At 60.8% G+C, this 22191-nt stretch carries 12 protein-coding genes and 1 tRNA gene; 9 read left to right on the forward strand and 4 right to left on the reverse strand.

What is annotated here, in order from left to right:
* Positions 1-81: 81 nt before the first annotated feature.
* Together D8M23_RS00970 and D8M23_RS00975 are read right to left on the reverse strand one after the other, a co-directional pair.
* Positions 82-1443 carry a threonine/serine ThrE exporter family protein gene (locus D8M23_RS00970; RefSeq protein ID WP_126853162.1) on the reverse strand — a complete coding sequence of 454 codons (1362 nt, stop codon included), beginning with the start codon at positions 1441-1443 and terminating at the stop codon, positions 82-84.
* A gap of 159 nt (positions 1444-1602) precedes the next feature.
* A complete protein-coding gene (locus D8M23_RS00975) occupies positions 1603-2298 on the reverse strand; it encodes an exonuclease domain-containing protein (RefSeq protein WP_126853165.1) in 696 nt (231 codons plus the stop codon).
* Between the two features lie 100 nt (positions 2299-2398).
* Between D8M23_RS00975 and D8M23_RS00980 the strand changes: the two genes are divergently transcribed.
* The gene (locus D8M23_RS00980) at positions 2399-5926 is read left to right on the forward strand and encodes a UrvD/REP family ATP-dependent DNA helicase (RefSeq protein ID WP_126853167.1); all 3528 of its coding nucleotides are present in this window, start codon (positions 2399-2401) and stop codon (positions 5924-5926) included.
* A 31-nt stretch (positions 5927-5957) separates the two neighbouring features.
* Positions 5958-10331 (forward strand): ATP-dependent helicase, encoded by a 4374-nt coding sequence (locus tag D8M23_RS00985; RefSeq protein ID WP_126853169.1) that lies wholly within the window; start codon positions 5958-5960, stop codon positions 10329-10331.
* 30 nt (positions 10332-10361) lie between these two features.
* Here the strand turns inward: D8M23_RS00985 and D8M23_RS00990 are convergent, their stop codons facing one another.
* The gene (locus tag D8M23_RS00990) at positions 10362-11342 is read right to left on the reverse strand and encodes a phosphotransferase (protein WP_126853171.1); all 981 of its coding nucleotides are present in this window, start codon (positions 11340-11342) and stop codon (positions 10362-10364) included.
* A gap of 446 nt (positions 11343-11788) precedes the next feature.
* Here D8M23_RS00990 and D8M23_RS00995 point away from each other — a divergent pair, with 446 nt between their 5' ends.
* Positions 11789-13591, forward strand: a complete 1803-nt coding sequence (locus D8M23_RS00995) for an ATP-dependent helicase (RefSeq protein WP_174234610.1) — start codon at positions 11789-11791, stop codon at positions 13589-13591.
* 37 nt (positions 13592-13628) lie between these two features.
* Positions 13629-14231, forward strand: a complete 603-nt coding sequence (locus tag D8M23_RS01000) for a M48 metallopeptidase family protein (RefSeq protein WP_126853175.1) — start codon at positions 13629-13631, stop codon at positions 14229-14231.
* A 182-nt stretch (positions 14232-14413) separates the two neighbouring features.
* Here D8M23_RS01000 and D8M23_RS01005 read toward each other — a convergent pair whose 3' ends face one another.
* Complete coding sequence (locus tag D8M23_RS01005) at positions 14414-15820, reverse strand: zinc-dependent metalloprotease (protein WP_126853177.1); 1407 nt, start codon at positions 15818-15820, stop codon at positions 14414-14416.
* Positions 15821-16177: 357 nt separating this feature from the next.
* Between D8M23_RS01005 and D8M23_RS01010 the strand changes: the two genes are divergently transcribed.
* The 5 genes from D8M23_RS01010 (at position 16178) to D8M23_RS11785 (ending at position 22059) form a co-directional block, all read left to right on the forward strand.
* The gene (locus D8M23_RS01010) at positions 16178-17278 is read left to right on the forward strand and encodes a YlbL family protein (RefSeq protein ID WP_174234596.1); all 1101 of its coding nucleotides are present in this window, start codon (positions 16178-16180) and stop codon (positions 17276-17278) included.
* A gap of 93 nt (positions 17279-17371) precedes the next feature.
* Positions 17372-20503, forward strand: a complete 3132-nt coding sequence (locus D8M23_RS01015) for a UPF0182 family membrane protein (protein WP_126853179.1) — start codon at positions 17372-17374, stop codon at positions 20501-20503.
* Positions 20504-20677: 174 nt separating this feature from the next.
* Positions 20678-20751: transfer RNA gene (locus D8M23_RS01020), tRNA-Met, on the forward strand.
* A gap of 313 nt (positions 20752-21064) precedes the next feature.
* Positions 21065-21604: a hypothetical protein gene (locus D8M23_RS01025; RefSeq protein ID WP_238693717.1), complete on the forward strand. Its 540-nt coding sequence runs from the start codon at positions 21065-21067 to the stop codon at positions 21602-21604.
* A 140-nt stretch (positions 21605-21744) separates the two neighbouring features.
* Positions 21745-22059 carry a hypothetical protein gene (locus tag D8M23_RS11785; RefSeq protein WP_174234591.1) on the forward strand — a complete coding sequence of 105 codons (315 nt, stop codon included), beginning with the start codon at positions 21745-21747 and terminating at the stop codon, positions 22057-22059.
* The last annotated feature ends 132 nt before the right edge of the window (positions 22060-22191 follow it).

Genomic DNA, 22191 nt, shown 5'->3' on the forward strand with positions numbered 1-22191 from the left:
AGCATTGTAAAATACAGCTAATTTACTCATCATCGCCCCCACCGACCTTGCGCCTATGAGAGCTGGGAGATGTTTTGCCTCCTACCGCATGTGCTGGTTCATATTTAGCTTCTTCAGCACCTGTGTGTCGTGGTCAATTAGCCAGTTCTTATCAAACAGCAGCCGCACAAACGCCAGCCCCAGCCCCAAGGCCAAAAACGTCAGAAACGACTGGGCAAAACCACCCATCGCCGCATACAAGTCACCGGAAGACATATGCGACATTGCCAGGTAGAACGGCACACCCGGAACCATCGTCACCACCGCAGGCACCGACAGCGAAATCCGAGAATACTGCCGCCCGTGCAGCGGCGCCACAAGCTCCGCCATAATACCCACCGCGAACACCGCCAAGGTGGCCGCCATATGGGAGGTCCAGCCCGCCTCAACCAGCCAAATACGCGCAGGGTTCGCCACTGCTGCGATCACCCCGCCCCACACGCACGCCACCGGGGACGCCGCGAACAGCATCGCGAACCCCGCCGCAGCAACCCCCGAAGAAACCACCTGCAACAGCAGGTACAAACCAGCCGGGATGTCTGGCCGGGCGTTCTGCGCCAACGGCAGATGAAACAGGGAAGCCAGCACCCACACGGCAAACGATGCGCTCACCAGAAGCACCGTCACATACATAAGCCGAGACATACCCGCCAGAAGGTCCATACGCGAAATATCCAGCATACCCGTGACCATCGGGAACCCCGGCACCAGGAACAGGATCGACGAAATGAACCCCACCATGTGTTCAGAACCGATCAGCTGCAGCCCCGTCAGCAGATTAATCAGCCCAATATAGGCGCCCGCCGACAGGAACCCGCACGCCATCCAGATCGCCATATGGCTCACCCCGCGCTTCATGAGGGTGGAACGCAAAAACTGCCCCAACCCGGCGGCAATAAAAACCGCCGAACACTCAATCAGCCCGCCACGGTTCAAAAACGCGAACCCCGCGCACGCCACCGCCGAAGCCAGGGCAAGCATCCACCGTTTATACAGGTGCGGCATCGAATCAATGCGTTCCAGTTCGGCATTCGCTTCCTGTGGGGTGATCCGCTCCGGCAGTTCAGAAATGAAATTGCCCAGCAAATCAATCTTGTGCGAGTTAATGCCCATCGTGCGCTGCTCGGCCACCTCGGTGCGAAAATTCCCGTTCCCGTAGGCGGTGGTGGCGATCTCAGTGAACGTCACCTGGGCGTGGTGCTCATCCAGGCCCACCGCCTTCGCCAAGCGCGCCATTGACGCCTTAATACGGTAGGCACTCGCCCCCGACTTCATGAGGATACGACCCAGCCGCAGCACCACCTGCGACTGCGCCACAATGAACTTATGCTGTTCCCTGGACGACCCTAAATAGATGCTGTACGTGTTGGTATCGGTATACGCCTTATTGTTGTGCTGTTCCATCTGAAGCCTTCAACCAGTGAATCTGCGGGGTGGGGTACGGGTATAAAACCCGGCCTCTTTAGCATAGGTCAAAGAGGCTGCGGCAGGTAGCGATACACCCCGCCGCCGCACGTAATACGCCTTACGTTGACTTACCGGGCGGCCCCGCAGCAGCCAGGGCTACCGGCGCACCGGCCACCGGTCGTCAATCACCTCGTTCTCCTTACCCGGTTTTGTGCGCAGCCACGCCTGAAAATCGGCGGCCTGCTGCGCCGCCCACTGCACCTGCTGCTCGTGCAGGGCAGCGGCATCCACATCAAGCACCGCAGGGAACCTCTCAGCGAGTTTCACCAGCAGCCGTTCGGCGGCTAAGGCATCGTCCTTGGAAGTGTGCGCATTATCCAGCTGCACCTTGTGCTCCACGGCCAGCGTCTCCAGCTTACGGTTGCCTCGTTTCCGCGGAATAACGTGCTTATGAATAATGTACGGGTCAAGGATGCACCCGCCGGGCAGCTCCCCGTTGGCGATACTGTACCGTTTCATCTCATGGTGCAGAACCGAGAAATCGTAGGCGGCATTAAACGCGATCACCGGAACCCCGTCAAGGAATAACGAGCCGATAGCCCCCGCCAGCTCCCACACCACCTGCTGCGCTGGCTGCCCGTGCGCCCGCGCATACTCCGTAGTGACCCCGTGCACCGCCGCAGCAGCCTCAGGGATTTCAACCCCCGGGTCAGCCAGCCACTCCCCGGCACGGCGCACCGAGCCGTCAGGGTTCAATAACAGTAACGATGCGGTCACAATGCGCGCGGTCTCAACATCCACGCCCGTGGTCTCAAGGTCGAAAGTGGCTCGGGGGCCGTGTATCCAGCTCATAAATTCGACTATACGTGAGTTTTTGCACCGCCGCGGCCCGGACCGTCACCCTCTGACATATAACGCAACAGCCGCCCCAGCTGGCAGATAGACTTGAACCATGACCGCAAAACTCATCACCGGGGCACCCGGAACCGGCAAGACCGAGCGTATTATCGCAGCCGCCGCCGAATTCATTGCCAATGGGGGAGACCCGGCGCGGCTACTGGTGCTTGCCCCCACCCGTACCGGCGCAACCCGCATCCGTGACGGGTTGGCGCGCCGTATCACCACGAGCATGTCTACCGCCCCCACCCGTGCGTGGGCGGCCTACGCCTTCGACCTGCTCCGCCGTGCCCACACCCTGGGGAGTCTGCCCGGGGTGCAGTACAGCCCCAAACTGCTGTCGGGGCCCGAGCAGGATGTGATGATTGGCGAGATCCTGGGCGGTCACCGTGAAGGCGCGGGTGCGGGGGTGCGCTGGCCCGCAGACCTGCAAGAGGCCCTAGGTACACGCGGTTTCAGGCACGAAATACGCGACTTTTTTGACCGTATGGCCGAGTACGATGTGAGCGTTGAGAGGGTTCAGGAGCTCGCCGAACAGCTGAACAGGCCCGCCTGGCAGTCGGTTGCAGCCCTGCACACCGAATACCGGCAGATCCGCCGTCTGCGCGCCCCGCACGCCTACGACCCGGCGGCGCTCATCCACGAAGCCTGCAACTTTCTGTTCGCAAACCCCGACTGGCTAAGTGCCGAACGGGAACGGTTCGACCTGATCCTTATTGATGATGTGCAGGAGCTCAGCCCCGCCACCTACCGGCTGCTGAATATTCTGTGCGCCCAGAACCCGCAGGCGGCCCTGAACTCGTACCGGGGGCAGGCGCGTGAGGAAGTGGCTGCTGCGCTCACCGCAGGAACCGGGCAGAACCTCACGCGGCGCATATTGATGACCTGCTGCACCGAGACCGTGGTGCAGGGTTTCCGCGGGGCACGGCCGGATTTAGCAAGGACACTTGGAGAGTCATTCCCCGCGTTAGAGACGGAATACTTAAACACCTCGTACCGGATGGGTCCCGGTATTGCCGCCGCGTGGGGTGAGCTGGCCCGCCGCCTGCCCGTTATCACCGGGGCTAAAACCGTGCGTGAGCTGCGTGCCCCCGCCGCCGAGGCACAAGAACAGGCGCTATTGCAGCTCAGCGACGAAGGTGACCTGCTCGACCCGCGCCGCTACAGCACACCACCTGAAGGGGTCTTCGGGTACATGCTCCTCTCCCCGCAGGATGAGGTGAACCAGGTGGCGCAGCTGCTGCTTGAGGACTACCTGTACCGGGGTGCCGCCTACGCGCGGTCAGCGATTGTGGTGCGTGATGGCTCCCGGGTGGCCAATATCCGCCGGGTACTAGCGGCCTCGGGTATTCCCACCGTCACCGGTGCGGCGCTCACACCGGTGCGTGACGAACCGGCGGTACGGCCGTTTCTGGATGCGCTTTCCCTGCTCATGTACGCCCGTGAACGCGGCGCCGAACAACTGCATTTGCCGGATAATTATGCGTCACCCTCCGGGGCGGAAACCTTACCGGACGGGGACGAACCGCTCACCGCAGAGACAATTGCCAACGCCTCCCACACCACGGCAGAAGAGGACGAGGCCAAACTCGCCCGGCGAAGCCTTGAAGATGTGCTGGCCGAAGAAAACCGCACGAACCCCGCCTCCGGTGCGCACAACGCTATCACCCTGCTCACCTCCCGGCTGGGGGGCGCCTCCAGCATGGATGTGCGCCGCCTGCGCCAGCAGCTGCGCGCCGCCGAACTGCGTGCCGGTGGGCGCCGCTCCAGCGACGACCTGCTCTTAGGGGCGCTGCTGAACCCCGAAGCTCTGCCGGACTACGGGGTGGGCACCGCTATCCGCCGCGTCTCCCGGGTGCTCACGGCGGGCCAGCAGGCGCTCAACGCCCCGGGCGCTAACGCCGAGACCGTGCTGTGGGCCCTGTGGCAGGCCAGCGGGCTAGAAAAAACCTGGGTGAACAGCAGCGCCGCAACCGGGCCCGAAGCCGAGCGGGCGCACCGCAACCTTGACGCCATGATCGGGCTTTTCGAGGCCGCCACCCGGTTCGTGGACCAGATGCCCGGCTCATCCGCAGAACAGTTCCTTGACTACATTGACGCCCAAGACCTCCCCATGGACACCCTCGCTGCCCGCGGGAAACGCTACGACGCCGTGGAAATCCTCACCCCGGCCCTCGCCGCCGGGCGGCAGTGGGACACCGTGTACGTGTGCGGTATCCAAGAAGGAACCTGGCCTAATACGAAAGTGCGCGGCTCGCTCCTGAACACCGGCGAGCTAAGCGACATCTGCGAAATGGGGGTTGAGGCGGCGCAGAAAGTGCGGATGGCGGATCGCATCCGGGCTGTGCGCCACGACGAGCTGCGCATGTTCGCCACGGCCATTAGCCGCGCCCGTAAGCGCCTCGTGCTGACCGCCGTCTCATCCACCGATGAGGCGCCCAGCGAATTCTTCGACATCCTGGTACCCGAAGTGCGTGCCGGGGAGGTGACCCGGGTGCGGCGCCCCATGACCCTGCGCGCGCTCGTGGCTCAGCTGCGCCGCAACGCCACCGTTGAAGAGCACAACCCGGCGCTTGCGCACGCGGCCGCCGCCCAGCTGCACCGCCTCGCCGACGCGCAGGTGCGCGGCGCCCACCCGCGCCAGTGGTGGGGGCTGCTGCCGCTGTCAACTCAGGAGCCAGCGTTCACGCCGCGACGGCGGCAAGGGCAAGAACCCGAGAAGCTGACGGTTCCCATCTCACCATCACGTCTTGAGACGATCCACAAGTCGCCGCTTGACTGGTTCGTGGCGGCCGCCCGGGCCGAGGCGCAAACAGACACATCACGGTCGCTGGGCACGCTCATCCACGCTATCGCCGAGGAGTACCCCGCCGCTGACTATGCGACACTCAGTGCCGTCCTTCAGGAGCGCCTGACCACCCTGGCGCTGCCCGAGACGTGGGAGGGGGAGGAAACCCGCCGCCGCGCCGAGAAAATGATTCAGAAACTGGCCGTGTATTTTAAGGAAATTATGCCCGGAGACGGGCGCACCCTGGTGGGGGTTGAGGGCGCTTTTAAAGTGCGTGTTCCCGGGGAGAAGCTCGACGCCCAAATTTCGGGGCGGGTAGACCGGCTGGAGGTCACCGAGGACGGGCGGTACATGATCGTTGACCTAAAAACCGGGCGCACCAAACCCGCAAAAGCCGATATTGCCCAGCACGCCCAGCTGGCCGCCTACCAGGTTGCGGTTGAGGCCGGGGCAGGGGACACGATGAGCCGCGAACTGGGAACGGAACCGGCCGCACACCCCGGCGGTGCACCCGGTGGCAGCGACGATAACGTGTACCGTGCCATGGGGCACCGTTCGGCTGGGGCAGCACTCGTACAGCTGGGCGACGGCACCGCCCCAACCGCCAAGAACCGCCCGCAAGAACAGCCCCCACTTGACCCTGACTCCGACGAGTGGGCTGTTGAGCTGATCCGGTGCGCCGCCGAGCTGATTGCCGGGGCCCTCATACAGGCGCGGCACCGCCCGGGCGAGAAATGCAGGCTACCCGAAATCTGCCCGCTGTGCCCGCAGGGCAGGCAGGTCACGCAGGGATAGGTAGGGCGCGTACCAAGTGAGAGAACAGAGCATGAACAATAACCACACCGAAACCCACACGCCCGCAGATACGCTGCAGGGTGATGAGCACCTGCCGGGGGTCGGGCAGGGTACCGCCGGGGAGCCTTCCCACGGGGGCAGGCGCATCCTCAGCGCCCGTGAGATCGCGCGGGAACTGGGGCTAAACCCGCCCACCGATGAGCAGATCCGCATTATTGAATCCCCACTGCAGGCGCGTCTGGTGATTGCCGGCGCGGGATCCGGTAAGACCGCCACCATGGTGGACCGGGTGGTGTGGCTGGTGGCCAACGGGTTTGTGCGCGCCGATGAAGTGCTGGGGGTGACCTTCACCCGCAAGGCCGCAGGTGAGCTGCGTGAGCGTATGCGGACTCGCCTGAACATTCTGCGTGAGCGAAAGCTCATAGACCTCACCGAGCAGGAGCTGCTGGAGGGAGCATCAGAACCCACGGTATCCACCTACCATTCGTACGCGAATACGCTGGTGAAAGACTACGGGCTGCGCCTGGGTATTGAGCAGGATGCGCAGATGTTGGGGGACGCGCAGGCGTGGCAGCTGGTAGCGCAGATAGTGCAGTATTGGGACGGCGAGCTTCCGCAGGGGGGTAAAGGCGAGGCGGCGTCAAAGACTTATCTGGTGAAGCAGGTGCTGAAATTAGCTGGCGAGTGCGCTGAGCATCTGGTGGCCCCGCAGACAGTGATCGAGTTCTGCACCGCCCAGATTGCCGCATACGAGTCGTTGAGCACCCCCGGGCCGCGAAAAGCCGCGAACGACACTCTGCGCCAGTTGCAGACAAAGATTATTTTGGCGCGCATGGTGCAGCGGTACGCGCGGGTGAAGGCACGCATGCAGGTGCTTGATTACGGGGATCTGATTGCTTTAGCGGCCCGTATCGCCCGGGACGTTCCCCAAGCGGTGCAGCTGGAGAGGGAACGGTATAAGGTGGTGCTTCTGGACGAGTTTCAGGATACCTCCCACGCCCAGCTACAGCTTTTCTCAGATTTATTCGGCACACGTGCTGCTGAGGGGGAACACCCAGGGTATGGGGAGCATCCGGTGATGGCGGTGGGCGACCCTAAACAGTCAATTTATGGGTTCCGCGGCGCATCTGACGGCCAGCTGTTCAGTTTTTACCGGTATTTCCCCACCGCCGATGAGACGCCCCTGTATTTGACCGTTGCGTGGCGTAACGATACGGCGATTCTGGATGCCGCGAACCTCATCGCTGAGCCCCTTAAAACTATGCCGGGGTGGGTGCGGGCGTCTCAGCCGCCTAAGGTACCGGATTTGCGGCCGCGTTCGGTCATTACCCGCCCCGATGAGTCTGGTGAGGCGGCGATGCGCGGTTCGGTGCAGCTGGCCCGGTACGCCACCGACGCTGATGAGGCGCGCGGTATTGCCGAAAAAATAGCCGCTGAACGTGCCCGGTTCCGGGATAACCCCACAGGCATGCCCACCATGGCGGTGCTGACCCGCACCCGCAGCCAGATGGAACCGATCCGGCAGGCGTGTGAGGCACTGGGGGTGCCCGCACAGGTGGTTGGCTTGGGCGGGCTTCTGGAACGCCCCGAGGTGATTGATATGGTGGCGATGCTTCGCGTGCTGGCTGACCCTAACCGGTCGGATGCGCTGGTGCGTCTGCTGGCCGGGGCACGGTGGCGGCTGGGTACCGCAGACTTGTTAGCGTTGGGGGAGTGGTCGAATGAGCTCACCCGTGTCCGGGAGCGCGGGTACGTGAGCGGGGCCGATGCCCAGCAGCCGGGGCAGGAGGTCTCCGGCACTTCTGATGAGCAGCTGCGCCGGGCGCAGCAGAGCTTTGAGCAGGCCCGTAAGTTCGCTGTGGAAGACCTCAGCGAGTACGGGTCGTTGATTGAGGCGATAGAGCACCTGCCGGAGGCTAACGAGCAGGGGCACCCGATCTACCCGCCGGATTATTCACCGCACCGCCGCCGTCTGAGTGCTGAGGGGCTGGCGCGTCTGCGGGCGTTTGCGGCTGAGCTGGAGTATTTGCGGCAGTTCACCACTGAGGATTTGGGGACTCTGCTGTACGAGATTGAGCGGGTCATGCTGCTCGACATTGAGCTGGCATCCCACGAAGGCTCGGATAGTTATACATCCCGGGTGCATCTTGATGCTTTTCACGATGTGGCCGCCAACTACGCGGCGACTTCCCCGCGTATTAACGCCATGATCTATGCCGGGGCGGATGGTACCGCCGCCGAGGAGGACGCCCCCACCGCCCGCCGGTTTGTGTTATCTGCCAGCGGCATCAGCTATCTTACGGGGTTCTTGGCGTGGCTTGAGGAGGCGGCTGAGCACGAGAACGGCCTGGCCCCGGCCGTGGAAGAGCCGCGGCAGGATGCGGTTCAGATTCTTACGATGCACGCCTCAAAGGGGCTGGAGTGGGATCAGGTGTACCTGCCGCGCCTGAGCGATGCGCGCGCCGAGCGTCACCGCATGTGGCAGCGTCTTGAACCGGGTGTTTTGCCGTGGCCGCTGCGTGGCGATAAGGATTATCTGCCGCCGGCGTTGGAGCGCCCCGAAGAAATCACGGCCTTGGAAACCTTTAGTGAGCTGAACCTGGCGGTCGAAGAGGGCGAAGACATGGTGCATGATTATGCGGGTGCTGAGGCGCGCCGCCTGATTTATGTTGCCATGACTCGCGCCCGGTCCCTGCTGTACATTACCACCTGCCGGTGGACGGGGGCCCATGTTAAGCCGGTGAAAACAAGCACCTACTGGAATGAGCTGGTGCAGTTCTCCCAGGGGGACGCGCAGCCCCCCTATGAGGGGATTCAGCATGCGCCGTGGCTGTACCCCGGGTACTTGGGGACGGGGTACTATGTCCCGTCGGCTGCCCGCGAGACGGACCCCAGTATTGATGCGGTGTTCGGGCGTGAAATCAGGGATTGGGGGTACACGGTTCCGCAGGGGGCGGTGCTGCTCAACGGCACCCCGGTGCCTTCTGTCGCCCCCGTTGCTGACCCGCAGGATGGCCCCGCGCGGGATGCGGCCACGGCCAGCACCTGCGTGAACGTTGCCCGTGCCCTCTCAGCGGATGGGGCGGATCCCATTGAGAATGCGCGTATTCTGCGGCTGCCGCCGGTGCACCGGGTGTACCGTGCGGCGCACCCCGATGCTGATGTCACCGCCGAGTTCGCGGCGCTTGACCGTGATATCCCGGGCGGCGGTGAGGGCGGGGCACCGGCACGGTCAAAGAGTACAACCGCCGATGCCGAGTTCGTGTTCGCCCGTGAGGAGCTGATGAAAATTTCGGCGCATCAGCGTCCGGCGCGTTCGGGGGTGCGCCCGCAGATTGTGCAGCGCCTGCTCACCCCGGCCGCTTGGGCGGATCAGAACCCCCAGCAGGGGAGCGTGCTGACGGCCTTGTGGCCTTTCGATCCTCTGGATGGGCCCGCCGTGTGGCGCTGGGAATCTGATGAGGCTCTCACCGAGGGGATGCGCGCACAGCTGCGCTACGGGGCGCAGTCGGACGATGCGCACCCTGCGGAGCCTTCGGAACAGCAGCAAGGCCCTGCCGTGAACCGCCCCCAGCAGGTGAGCGTCCCCGGTGACCGCCGTGCTCGGGTGGAGCGTGCCGCCCTGAACGTGGCCCGCGGCGGTATTGAGCTTGCCCCGGGTGCTAACGCCCCACAGGCCGATGCTCACACCCGGCAGGAAATTCAATATTGGGAGCAGGAGGTTGAGCTGCTGCTGGCGTTGGCACGGCGCGCGGTCACTCCCGCCGCCCCGTCGAAACCGGAGCACCTGTCGGCCTCCGAGCTGATGTCACTGGCCGAGAACCCGCAGCAGGCGCGGGCGCGGATGGTGCGCCCGGTGCCGGTTCAGCCTTCAGCGGCGGCGCGCGCCGGAACGTTCTTCCACGAGTGGGTTGAGAACCATTTCGGAGCCGACCCCATGCTGGACCTTGACGACGAACTCTACACCGACGACGAGACTGACACCACCCTCAGCCTTGATGCGCTGCGTAAGACGTTCCTGGCGAGTGAGTGGGCGAACCGCACCATCTGGCGGGCCGAATACCCGGTTGAGACGCATGTGGCCGGGGTGAGTGTGCGCGGACGTATTGATGCGGTGTTCCGCACGGTTGAGCGCACCGAGCAGGGGCAGCGGGAACGCTGGGAGCTGGTGGATTGGAAGACCGGCCGTAAACCCACCGCCAAGCAGATGCGGTATAAGCGCATCCAGCTGGCGCTGTACCGGCTGGCGTTTGCCAAGATTCAGGGCGTTGACCCTGCGGATGTGCGGGCGGCGTTCTACTATGTTGGGTCTGACCAGACGGTGTGGGATTCCGATATTGCGGGCGGGCTGCAGTCTGAGGCGCAGCTGGAGCGCATCATTACCCGCTGGGATTGGGAGCCTTAGCCGACTCAGCGCCCGCGCGAGACGCCGGGGCTATTCCAGCCCTTCGGCCCGCTCCGGCAGCGGCTGGTTCTGCCCGAGCATTTCCCCGGAGTCACGCAGGTTCTCGCAGACCGCCTGCAGCATCTGCTCACCGTGGGCGATCATTTGCGCGTCCCCGTATTCCACAGCGTGGGTGAGCCACTGGGCTAGAGCGAACTCGGCGTAGAATTCGGCGCGTTCTACCAGGTGCTGGTCGGGCATCTGCGGCATCTGTGAGGAGTAGACCCGCACCACTTCATCTGTGAAGGCGGTGTCGGAGCAGGCAAAAAGCCAGGAGAGGTCTTGGGCGGGGTCGCCCACATGCACTTCTGACCAGCCGCTCACTTCGGCCACCGTACCGTTGTGGATGCTGATGGTTTCGGTGCCGAGCTTACCGTGCACCACGCGGGTACGGAAGTCCCAAATAGGCCCGGGCTCTAGGAAAGCACGCCAGTGCGCCACCAGTTCGGCCGGTACTTTGCGGGTGGAGGCTGCCCTGTCCAGTTCGGAGAGTTTACGCCTGCGCAGGTTCTGGGAGGAGTAGACGGGCAGGTCTGATTCGATCATGATATCTTCAGGCATCACGTGCAGTGTGGCGATGAGCCTGCCCAGGTCGGTGGCGAGGGTGCTGTTGTTGGCACGGTTAATACGAGCTAGTTCTTCAAGGTCGCGGTGGGTGCCGGGAACGTAGGTGTACACGAATACGCTCATACCGTTGTACGGTACGGTTCCGGCGATGGTGGGTACGGTAAACGGCAGGCGGGCGCGCAGCCCGTGGGTGAAGGAACGGAGCACCTGATGCTCTGCTTCTAGGCGCATACTGGCGTCGTGGTTGCGGGGTGCGCGCACACGCCAGTTGCGGTCGGCGGAGTCTGTGATGATCGCCGTGTCGTATTCTGCGGATTCTTCGGGGGCAGCCGCGGTGGCGACAGGGTAAATACCCGGCACGCCCGCCGAAACGATGGCCGCTAACTGAAGAGGAGATAAAGTCACTCTTTAAGGTTACCTAATATCGGGACGAATACGGTATCTGCGTGGGGCGCGCCCCGTGTTCTTGGGGTTTGCGCTTCGCCGCGAGCGAGTCGGCAGCGGGTTTCTAACCGGTCGTACTGTGCGCGGGATACAATGGGGAACCGTGGATGTTTCGTGTCCGCGCGGCGGGTATTTCGGCTGCGGGGCACGCACCGTAACTACTTTCGTGCTGGCGCACCCGGTGTGGGCGATAAAGGAGAAGGGGCACCTGTATGGGCGGGGGAAAAAGCAGAGGGGGCTCACGCGGCTCGTCATCAGGTGGTGCGCAAACCCCCTCCATGTTTGATGTGCCGTCACCCTCTCGCCGTACCGCTGGGGTGCCCGGCCCCGTTCGGGGTGCTGGCGCTGCAGCGGGTGAGGCGCCCCGCCCCGCCCCGGCCGAGCAGGGGTCCCCTTCAGCTCCCGCTATGCTCTCAGCCGAGGATATTCTTACCGGTTTGGACGCGGATCAGCGGCGTGTGGTGACGGAGCTTGACGGCCCGATGCGCGTGCTGGCGGGCGCCGGTACGGGCAAGACCCGCGCCATCACGCACCGTATCGCCTACGGTATCGCTATTGGCCGGTACGTGCCGCAGCGGGTGATGGCTTTGACGTTTACCACGCGCGCCGCTGAAGAGATGCGTCTGCGTTTGCGGTCTTTGGGGGCGGCGGGTGTGCAGACCCGCACTTTCCATTCGGCGGCTTTGCGGCAGCTGCGGTATTTCTGGCCGCAGGCGGTGGGGGGAACCTTCCCACAGATTGTGGGTCATAAGGCCCCGCTGCTGACCGAGGCGGCAAACCGGTTGCGTATCACCACTGACCGGGCGCTGCTGCGCGATATTGCCGCCGAAATTGAGTGGGCGAAAGTTTCGATGCTCACCCCCGATACGCTTGCGGCGCGACTGGGGGAGCGGGCCCTGCCAGCTGAACTCATGGCACAGAATATGGTGCGGCTATTTCGCGCCTACGAAGAGCTCAAAGACGAACGGAACGTGATCGACTTTGAGGATATTCTGCTGCTGACCGTGGGCATCATTGAGGAGGATGAGGCGCTGGCGGCGACTATCCGCCAACAGTACCGTCACTTTGTGGTGGATGAGTATCAGGACGTTTCACCGCTTCAGCAGCGCCTGCTGGATGCGTGGCTGGGCGAACGCACCGATATTTGTGTGGTGGGGGATGCCTCCCAGACCATTTATTCGTTCACGGGCGCCACGAGCCGCCACCTGCTGGAGTTCCCGCGCCGCTACCGGGGGGCGCAGACGGTGAACCTGGTACGGGATTACCGTTCGCATACGCAGGTGGTGGAGCTGGCGAACCGGCTTCTGGAGGCCCGCCGCCCGGGTAAGGACTCTACGGAGTTTTCGTGGGCGCCGCCGCTGCGGCTGGTGTCTCAGCGTGGGGCTGGGGTGGAATGCGAGTGGTTTGAGTACGCCGACGATGAGGCTCAAGCGCAGGGGATCGCCGAGGACATCCTGGATTTAATGAACAAGGACGGTGTGCCCGCCAGCGAGATCGCGGTGCTGTTCCGCACGAACGCACAGTCGGCGGTGATCGAGTCAGCCCTGAGCGCGGCGGGTGTCCCGTATCAGCTGCGCGGTGCGGAACAGTTTTTTGAACGCCCCGAGGTGAAGCAGGCCGTATTGGCGTTGCGCGGCTCCGCTAAGGGCACGGACGGCAGCGAGCATGCGCCGTCCCTAGTGCGGGATGTGCTCTCTTCCCTGGGGTATTCCGAGAAGGCCCCGACCTCCGGGGGTGCGGTGCGGCAGAAGTGGGAGTCGTTGGCGGCGCTGGTGTCTATGGTTGATGCTTTACACGCCGAGCGCCAAGAGCAGATTGCTGCGCAGGCACCCGCTGAGCAGGGGATATCTCCACTGAGTATGCGTGAGGTAGTGGAGGCGCTCGCGCACCGTATCGCCACGCAGGATGCTCCCGTTATGGATGGGGTGACTCTTGCGTCTTTGCATTCTGCTAAGGGCCTGGAATGGGATGCGGTGTTCCTGTGCGGGCTGAATGAGGGGCTTATGCCGATTTCTTATGCGCAGACTAGCGATGAGGTGGATGAGGAGCGCCGCCTGCTGTATGTGGGTATTACCCGTGCGCGTAAGCACCTGTGTTTGAGCTGGTCTCTTTCGCGTACCGCGGGTGGGCGGGGAAACCGTAAACGGTCCCGGTTCCTGGACGATATTGACCCTAAACGTCGTCCTCGTCGGGCGCCGTATTTGCCTTAGTGACCGCTTGCTGCGGCTGAGTTGTGTGGGAGGAGCCATGACGCCCCGTCATCCTGTTTCTGAGGTTATTCCGGCTACGGAGGAACACCCGCGTGTTGAGGTGGTGCGTTCTGCCCGGCGGCGGCGCACGGTGACGGCTCAACCTGCCGATGACGGCAGTATTCGGCTGCTGGTGCCTGATATCAGCACGGATGAGCAGATTCGGGGCTATCTGGCGGATCTGCTGCCGCGGGTGCAGCGTACCCGCCGGCGCGCGCAGGGTAAACGCCGTCATTTCGCTTCGGATGAGTACCTTCTTTCGCGGGCCCAGTACTTGGTGGAGCAGTATCTGCCGGAGCTTTCCGGTAAGGTGCCTGAGTCGATCCGGTGGGTGTCGAACCAGCGTACCCGCTGGGGTTCTGCCACCCCGGGTGCGGGTCGCATCCGTATTTCTGATGCGCTCACCGGCGCCCCGGAGTATGTGGTTGATGCTGTGCTGTACCACGAGCTGTGCCATTTTGTGGTGCTGCACCATAATGCGCAGTTTCACAGGCTGCAGGATCGTCTCCCACGCCTCACGCAAGCGCAGGCGTTTTTGGCTGGTATCGAGTTTGCCCGCACGCAGGAGGCTCATGAGCGCCGACCCGAAGACCAGCCATAGGGTGCTGAACGGTTGGATGATGCGGGTATCTGACCGCTGGGCGTCTCAACGGTGCTTTGTATCGGTGCGCAATATTGGGTTGCAATATTGGGTTAAGGATCTGCACGAGGCGGCGTCCGTGTCGGCAGATATGATTCTCACGTGTGGAACGCTGCCTCGTGCGGATGATGAAAAGGTTTTACTTATTTATTGTCGTCGTAACCGCCGTCGAGCAGTTTCTTGAGCTCCGAGTCGAAATCGACGTCGTCGAACGAGAGCTGTTCAGAGACACGGTCTTCATACTTTTTGAAGTTTTCCAGTTCTTTGGCGGTGGGGAGGGTTTCGGGCGCCAGCCACAGGTTGTCGCGCGCCTCAAACCCGTGCTTCTCGTCGTAGTCACGCCAGAATGCGGTGGCTTCCCGCACCATACGGGGGCGAATTTCAAGCCCCACGAGGGTTTCAAATACCTGCTCGCTGGGGCCGCCCTCAACGCGGCGGCGCGCGAAAGTCTCGGCGATTTGCGGCGCCTTGGGCAGGTTCTGGGTGGCCTGATCTGCAACGAATGAGACCCACCCTTCAATGAGGGCCAGCAAAGCTTCCAGACGTTCAACCGCAAGCTCCTGGTCTTCGGTGCGCTGCGGGTTGAACATGCCGCCTTCGAAGGCCTCCTGCACGGCTTCGGGGTCGTGCATGTTCACCTGGGAGGCGGCATCCTGGATCCGGTTCATGTCCACGCGGATGCCGCGGGCGTAGCGGCTCACCAGCGCCATAATGTCTTCACGCAGCCACGGGTTGGTGCGGTGCAGGCGAATCAGTGCGGATTCGCGCACGGCCAGGTACAGCAGAACTTCCTGTGCGGGAACCTCAATCTCGTCGCCGAGGGTTTTAAACCCGTTCGGCAGCAGGGCGGTACGCCCGGGGGCCAGCGGGAACCCAATATCGGTTGAGGAGTACACCTCGTTGGCGAGGGAGGCGAGGGCTTGGGCCATCTGAATACCGAAGAACGTTGAACCGAGGTTGTTCAAAAAGCCGCTGTTGCCCAGCAGCTGGGTGAGCTCTTCGGGTACGTTATTGGTCCCGGGCAGCACCATGGCCTGGGTGACCTCTGCGGCGACTGGCTCAACCATTTCACGCCACGAGTTGAAGGAGGCATCCAGCCATTCGGCTTTTGACCACGCCTCCACCGGAATGTTGTGCCGTTCAAAAACTGTTACTGAGTCGAGCCACAAGTCGGCTAGGTGTGCGGCGTCGGCGGTGGCCTGTTTCAGGTTTTCGGCGATTGAGGGGTCTGAGTCGGCGGCGATCATGCGGCGGGCTTGGTCTTTGACCCCTGTCCAGTTCACGCCCTGTTCCGGGGTGCTGCCGGGGGTGGCGTTAATCGAGAACATGGTGTTCATCTGTTCCAGGATGCCTTGCATCATGGAAGGGTCAAAGGGTAGACCCATGTTTTTCAGGTCTTCAGGGTTCAATGATGATGCCCCCAGCGGGTTGTTGTTATCGCTGGGGTCGAAACCTGATTCCTGCATTTTCTTGAGGAAGTCTTCGAGGGGGTCGCGGCCGTCGCCCGAGTCACCGTTGCCGGGGTTGTTATTGTTTGGAGAATTAGTCATTGTGTATCCCTTCGTACCATCGTACAGTGCGCGGGCATAGAGAAACCCCACGCACACAAGGGTACCGTTTGAAGCTGTGAATTTCCTCAGTAGGCAGCAGAAATAAGCCCACAGCACACCTGCTGTCGGCTTGTGCCTGTACGAGCGTTAAAGGGCCGGTTGATGAGTTCTTTGAGGTCGAGCCAATGTGCCGGTGTGATATTTTTCCGCGACAGGCTGCTGTAGAATCGGGTACCCTATAGTTTCATGAGTAAGCGCACATTTTTTTCGAAAGCATCTAATAAATCTACGAGCAAAACAAGTGGCAAAGGTGCCAAAGATGGGGCTAAGAAGCCGTTTCGTAGGCGAGGAGGGTCTGTGCGCACCCTCAGCGGCGCGGCAACGTTCTGCCTGATTCTTGGGGCGTTTGTGATGCCTAGCCGCTATGTTATGGAAGGCCCAGGCCCCATGTTTAATGTGCTGGGGCAGCATGAGGGGCAGGACATTATCTCGATTGAAGGCGGCAGCGAGCGCGCAACTAAAGGGCAGCTGAACATGACGACGGTGTCTGTTTCGGGTGGACCGTACACGCCGCTGAGCGGTATTGAGGCGATTAATGGGTGGGCGTCGCTGGACGGTAAACAGTATTTGGTGGTGCCTACCGAGATTCTGTACCCGCGGGTTTCGAATGATCAGGCGAATTCCGCGAGTACGTCCCAGATGGCTGATTCGCAGACTCAGGCGCAGGTGGCGGCGGCTCACTATCTGAAGATTCCGGTGACGGAGACTGTTACGGTGCTGCAGACTGTTGAGAAGAGCCCGGCTGAGGGTGTGCTTAAGGGCGGGGATCGTATTCTGAAGGTGAATGACGAGCCGCTGAAGGGGTATAAGAGCATGGTTGATGCCACCCAGGCCTCAGAGGGTAAACCTATTAAGCTGACGGTTGAGCGTGATGGCGCGCAGCAGGAGCACACGTTAACCCCGGTTAAGGATGAGGAGTCTGGTCGGTGGCGTGTGGGTGTGGCTTTGAAGCAGGACTATGAGATGCCCGCAAAGATTAAATACCACACCGAGGGGGTGGGCGGCCCCAGTGCCGGGTTAATGCTTGCTTTGGGGACTATTGAGAAGGTGGGGGAGAAAAGCCTGCTGGCGTCCGGCCCGTTGAGTGAGTCGAATTATGTTGCGGGTACGGGCACTATTAACGCTGAGGGCAAGGTGGGGCCTATTGGGGGTGCGAAGTATAAGATTATTGCGGCCGGGGATAAGGGTGTGGCGGTTTTCTTGGTGCCCAAGGAGAACTGCTCTGATGTGAACGAGATGCGCAAGAGCAACCCGGAGCTGCTGAAGTATAGGGACTCTAATGGCCAGAGGCAGCAGATGCAGATTGTGGCTGTTGAGAACCTGGATCAGGCGGTGCAGTCGCTGGAGCGTATTCGGGATAAGGGCATCCACACGGATGGCCTGCCCACCTGCGGGTAAGGGCGTTGTGCGCCGTAGCGGCAACGGTGCGACCTCACCGGTGATTTGAGATAATAGCCTCAATGAATCTTTAAACCGTATTGTGAGGGTATTGTGACGGCTTCTGCTTCTGCGCACCCGAATCGCGCCGGGCGCAAACGCCGGTTCGGTCCGCTGGGCTGGACTTTGGTGATTGTGGCGGCGCTCATTGCTGCTTTTGTGTTTGCCACTCAGGTGTATACCGACTGGTTGTGGTTTAGTCAGCTGGGGTTCGGCGGCGTTTTTGTGACCGAGACGCTTCTGAAGGCTGGGGTGTTCGTGGTGACTGCCCTTTTGGTGGCGGTGCCTTTGTGGGCTTCTATGTCGTATGCGGTGAAACATGCTGAGGAGCCTGCCCCCGCGGCTGAGAGCCCGCAAAAAGCCAAGCAGCAGGGTTCGGATTCTGAGGAGAAAACCTCTGAGAAACCCCAGTCTGCTCGGGGGGAGCTGCAGGCGGAGGCTGAGGAGCTGCTGCGGGACATGTTCGGGCAGCACTCGTTTGAGGACAGCATGGTCAAGTACCGCCGGAGCGTGGAGCGTATCCGTAAGGCCCTGCTGCTGGTGTTGCCTGCTGTGCTGGGGGTGCTGGTGGCGACCACGTTCATCACCCAGTGGGATACTGTTGCGCTTTTCTTTAACTACCAAGAGTTCGGGGTGAAGGACCCCGAGTTTGGCCTGGACATTGGTTTTTTTGTTTTTACCTTGCCGTTTCTGCAGCTTTTGGTGAAGCTGTTCTCGGTGGTGCTGGTGCTCGCTGGTTTGGGCGGTATCATGATGCACTATTTTTACGGCGGTATTCGTGTGCAGCCCGGCGGTATGGGTACTTCATCTGCTTTTCGCCGCCATATTGCGGTGTTGTTGTTCCTGTTCTTGCTGGTGCGCGCTGGGGGGTTCTGGCTTGACCGGTACACTACGGTGCAGCAGCAGTCTGGGCGTTGGGCTGGAGCGATGTACACCGATACGAACTCGATTATTCCGGTGAAGGCTATTCTGGCTATTTCGGCGGTGCTGGTGGCGGTGTTTTTCCTCATGGCTGCTTCGACGCACCGGTGGCGTTTGCCGCTGATTGGTACGGCCATGCTGGTGATTGTGGCGCTGGTGGCTGGCGGGGTGTACCCGTGGATTGTGCAGCGGTTCCAGGTGGTTCCGAATGAGCAGGCGGCGCAGTCTGAGTTTATTCAACGAAATATTGATGCGACCCGCTACGCGTATGGGCTGGATAAGGTTGAGACCACCCCGTATGATGCCACGATTAATACTGCCGCGGGTGGTCTTTCCGGGTCGAGCCCAACAATTGAGAATATTCGCCTATTGGACCCGAATGTGGTGTCGTCGGCGTTTGCTCAGATGCAGCAGTTCCGCCCGTATTACCGGTTTGATACGAATCTTGCGGTGGACCGGTATTCGATTGATAAGAAAACCCAGGATACGGTGATTGCCGCCCGTGAGCTGAACCCGTCGCAGACTTCGGGGGAGTCCTGGTATAACCGCCATGTGGTGTATACGCACGGGTATGGTGTGATTGCCGCGTACGGTAACCAGGTGGATCCGGCTAACGGCAATCCTAAGTTTATGCAGTCTGGGATTAAAGCAACCGGCGTGATTTCTGAGAACTATGAGCCGCGTATTTATTTCGGGATGAGCTCACCGCAGTATTCGATTGTGGGCGGCAACGGGGATCAGCTTGAGCTTGACCGCCCGCAGTCTGCTGATGAGGCAAACAGTGCAGACGCGAAGTACACGTTTACGGGTAGCGGCGGGCCGCGCGTGGATTCGTGGCTGAACCGTCTCTCGTACGCTATTAAATTCCAGTCGTCCGATATTCTGCTGTCGGATGCGGTGCGTGATGGCTCGCAGATCCTGTATGAGCGTAATCCGATGGATCGTGTGCGTAAGGCTGCCCCGTATTTGCAGGTTGATTCGAAGGCGTACCCGGCGATTGTGAATAATCGTGTGGTGTGGATTGTGGATGGTTATACGACCACTAACCAGTTCCCCTATTCGCAGGGTAATACGCAGGATTCTTCGGGTTCGCAGGGCCGGGGGAATTCGATGAACTATATCCGTAACTCGGTGAAGGCTACCGTTGATGCCTATGACGGGTCGGTCAACCTGTACGCTTGGGATGAGGATGACCCGATTCTGAAGGCGTGGCGTGGCGTGTTCCCGGGCACGGTGAAAAGCTATAAGGACATGAGTGCTGAGCTGATAAGCCATGTGCGGTACCCGAATGACATGTTCAGTGTTCAGCGCAGCATGTTGAATAAGTACCACGTGACGAGCGCCCACAGCCTGTACGCGGGTGATGATGTGTGGTCGATTCCGAATGATCCTACAAACGATAGCGGCAGGCCGATCCCGCCGTACTATCTGTCGCTTCAGATGCCCGGTGATAAGCAGGCTCATTTCTCGTTGACCTCTTCGTTTATTCCGCAGCAGAGCGATTCGAACTCACGGAACGTCATGTACGGGTTCTTGGCTGCTAATGGCGATGCTGGCACCGGTAAGGATGGGGAGCGTAGCCCGGACTACGGTAAGCTGCGGCTGCTGGAGCTGCCACGTTCGTCGGTGGTTCCCGGCCCGGGTCAGGCACAGAATATTTTCAACTCTGATGCTGAGGTGTCGAACCAGCTGAACCTGCTGCGGCGCGGCTCGTCCGAGGTGATTAACGGCAATATGCTGACCTTGCCGGTTGCTGGCGGTATTTTGTATGTGCAGCCGGTGTACGTGCAGTCTAGCGGGGATGCGAAGTATCCGCGTCTGCAGCGTGTGCTGGTGAGTTTCGGCGATAAGGTGGGTTTCGCGCCTTCGCTTGAGGAGGCATTGAACCAGGTGTTTGGTGGCTCGTCGGGGGCGAAGATTGATAAGCCGACCGGTTCGAATGCCTCCCAGCCTGCGGATTCTTCATCCGGGACGGGGGAGTCTAAGGGTGCTGATGCCACTAGCGGTTCGTTGAAGCAGGCCCTATCGGATGCGGCGAAGGCTATGCAGGATTCGGATGCGGCGATGAAGAAGGGTGACTGGGCGGCCTATGGGGAGGCCCAGAAGCGCCTGAACGATGCTCTGCAGAAGGCTGTGGAGATTGAAGGGAAGCAGTCTTCACAGGGTGGTTCTGGTGCTTCATCGTCACCTTCTGCTACCCCAGCGGCTTCTGCTTCGGCGGCTCGCCCTTCGGCAAGTGCCAGTGCTTCGGCTTCACGGCAGTAGCGGCGGGCGTTCTTAAGAGGCTCGCAATGGGTATGGTCCCGGCTGGTTTACTGGCCGGGGCCTTTTCTTATGCCTTAGCACGGGCCTGTGCCCAGCTGATTGTGTGCTCTTTCTCTCATGTGGCTGTTTCGATTTGAGGATACGCGGCGTGCCGTGTATAGTCTTATAAGTCGCCGCGGGGTGGAGCAGTTCGGTAGCTCGCCGGGCTCATAACCCGGAGGTCGCAGGTTCAAATCCTGCCCCCGCAACGTGTAAGCTCCCGAAGTCATATGACTTCGGGAGCTTTTTGGTGCGCGGGTTTTGGGTTAGCGCCTGTTATCTGGAATGTAATAACCCAGGTGGCTGTTCACAGAAGCGGTTTCTCTTGATAGCGTTAACCTATAGAAAATCTGTTGCTAGGAATCATTATCATATTTTTAGCTCTGGGTACCGGCTACCCCTTTAAGACCGTCTTTGCGCTGGGCCCATGTTATATGTGAAGCACCTCAGGTAGTACCCCTTCAAGGTCTCAGGAGGACAGATGCGTTTTTACCAAAGATCCGTGCTGCAGCCTTAACCGCTGTGACCGTAACTGCCCTTGTGGGCGGCTCCCTCTCCGCTCCCGCACAGGCGGAGGTAGATTCGGGGAGGTTTTTGAACTATTCCGCCCCTAACGGGTCAATGAGCTCGCAATATCATGTGTACGCTGATGGGATTGACTGGGCGCAGCCGGTGGGTGTGGTCTTCTATTTCGATGGTGATTATTGGAACTCCAATAAGTCCAATGTGTACAACCCTGACAGCAACACGATGCAGCAGATGGCGCAGATCGCCAATGAGAAAAACATGGTTTTTGTGCCCGTTATTTCGCCGGATAAGGACTCTTCGGGCGATGGTATTACCTGGTGGCAGAATATCGGGGAGAACGGCGATTTTTTCCGTAGCTTCGCGCAGGAGTTCATTGCGGATTCCGGTATTGATTCTTCTCAAGTGTGGACGATGGGCTACTCCGGCGGGGCCGAGTTCATTACCAATGAGTTGAACGCCAGTCGCCGCAATAGCTGGCGTACCGGTGGCGGGTCCATTATGGTTGGTGGCGGCGGGGCTGAGAAAAAGGATTGAGGCCCCCGACAGCATTAAGCCCATACCTATGTTCTGGTGGGTGAATTGCAGCGATACTGATTATAAAACTGATCCGCCCAAATGGAGTGCTGCTGACGCTGCCAACCAGGGGTATAAGCGGTACACTGACGCAGGATTTGATGCCCAGAAAGATGGTGATTGCCTGCCTGGGCAGGGGCATCTTGATTATGATTTACCGGGCCTTCTACGGCGGTCACTGGAACAGCAGTAGCGGCCCTGACCTGCTGTTTTATGCCTTTGGAAGCTTCTCTTCCATCGGTAATAAATATGCAACGCGCGGTGTTGTTTCTCACACATGCTGCGTTCCTCTTCCAACGGCTCCTTACCAGGCCTTAATCTTTCTGCAGTTGAGGTTTAAAGAAAATCTATCGAGGTATCAAAACTTTAAAACAGCAGAAGGTTTACCAAACCCTCAAGCTGTATTTTATGGATAAGAATACATGCAGGTAACTATCTAGCGAAGGCGCAGATCTGCTTCGATGAGGCTGCTTTCAGCGTTGTTTGCAGACTCGCGTTCTACTGGTACTTTTATCTACTAGAAATGTGCGGTTTCCCTTTGGGTCCTA

The sequence above is a fragment of the Rothia sp. HSID18067 genome (assembly GCF_003989445.1).
Classification (GTDB): domain Bacteria; phylum Actinomycetota; class Actinomycetes; order Actinomycetales; family Micrococcaceae; genus Rothia; species Rothia aeria.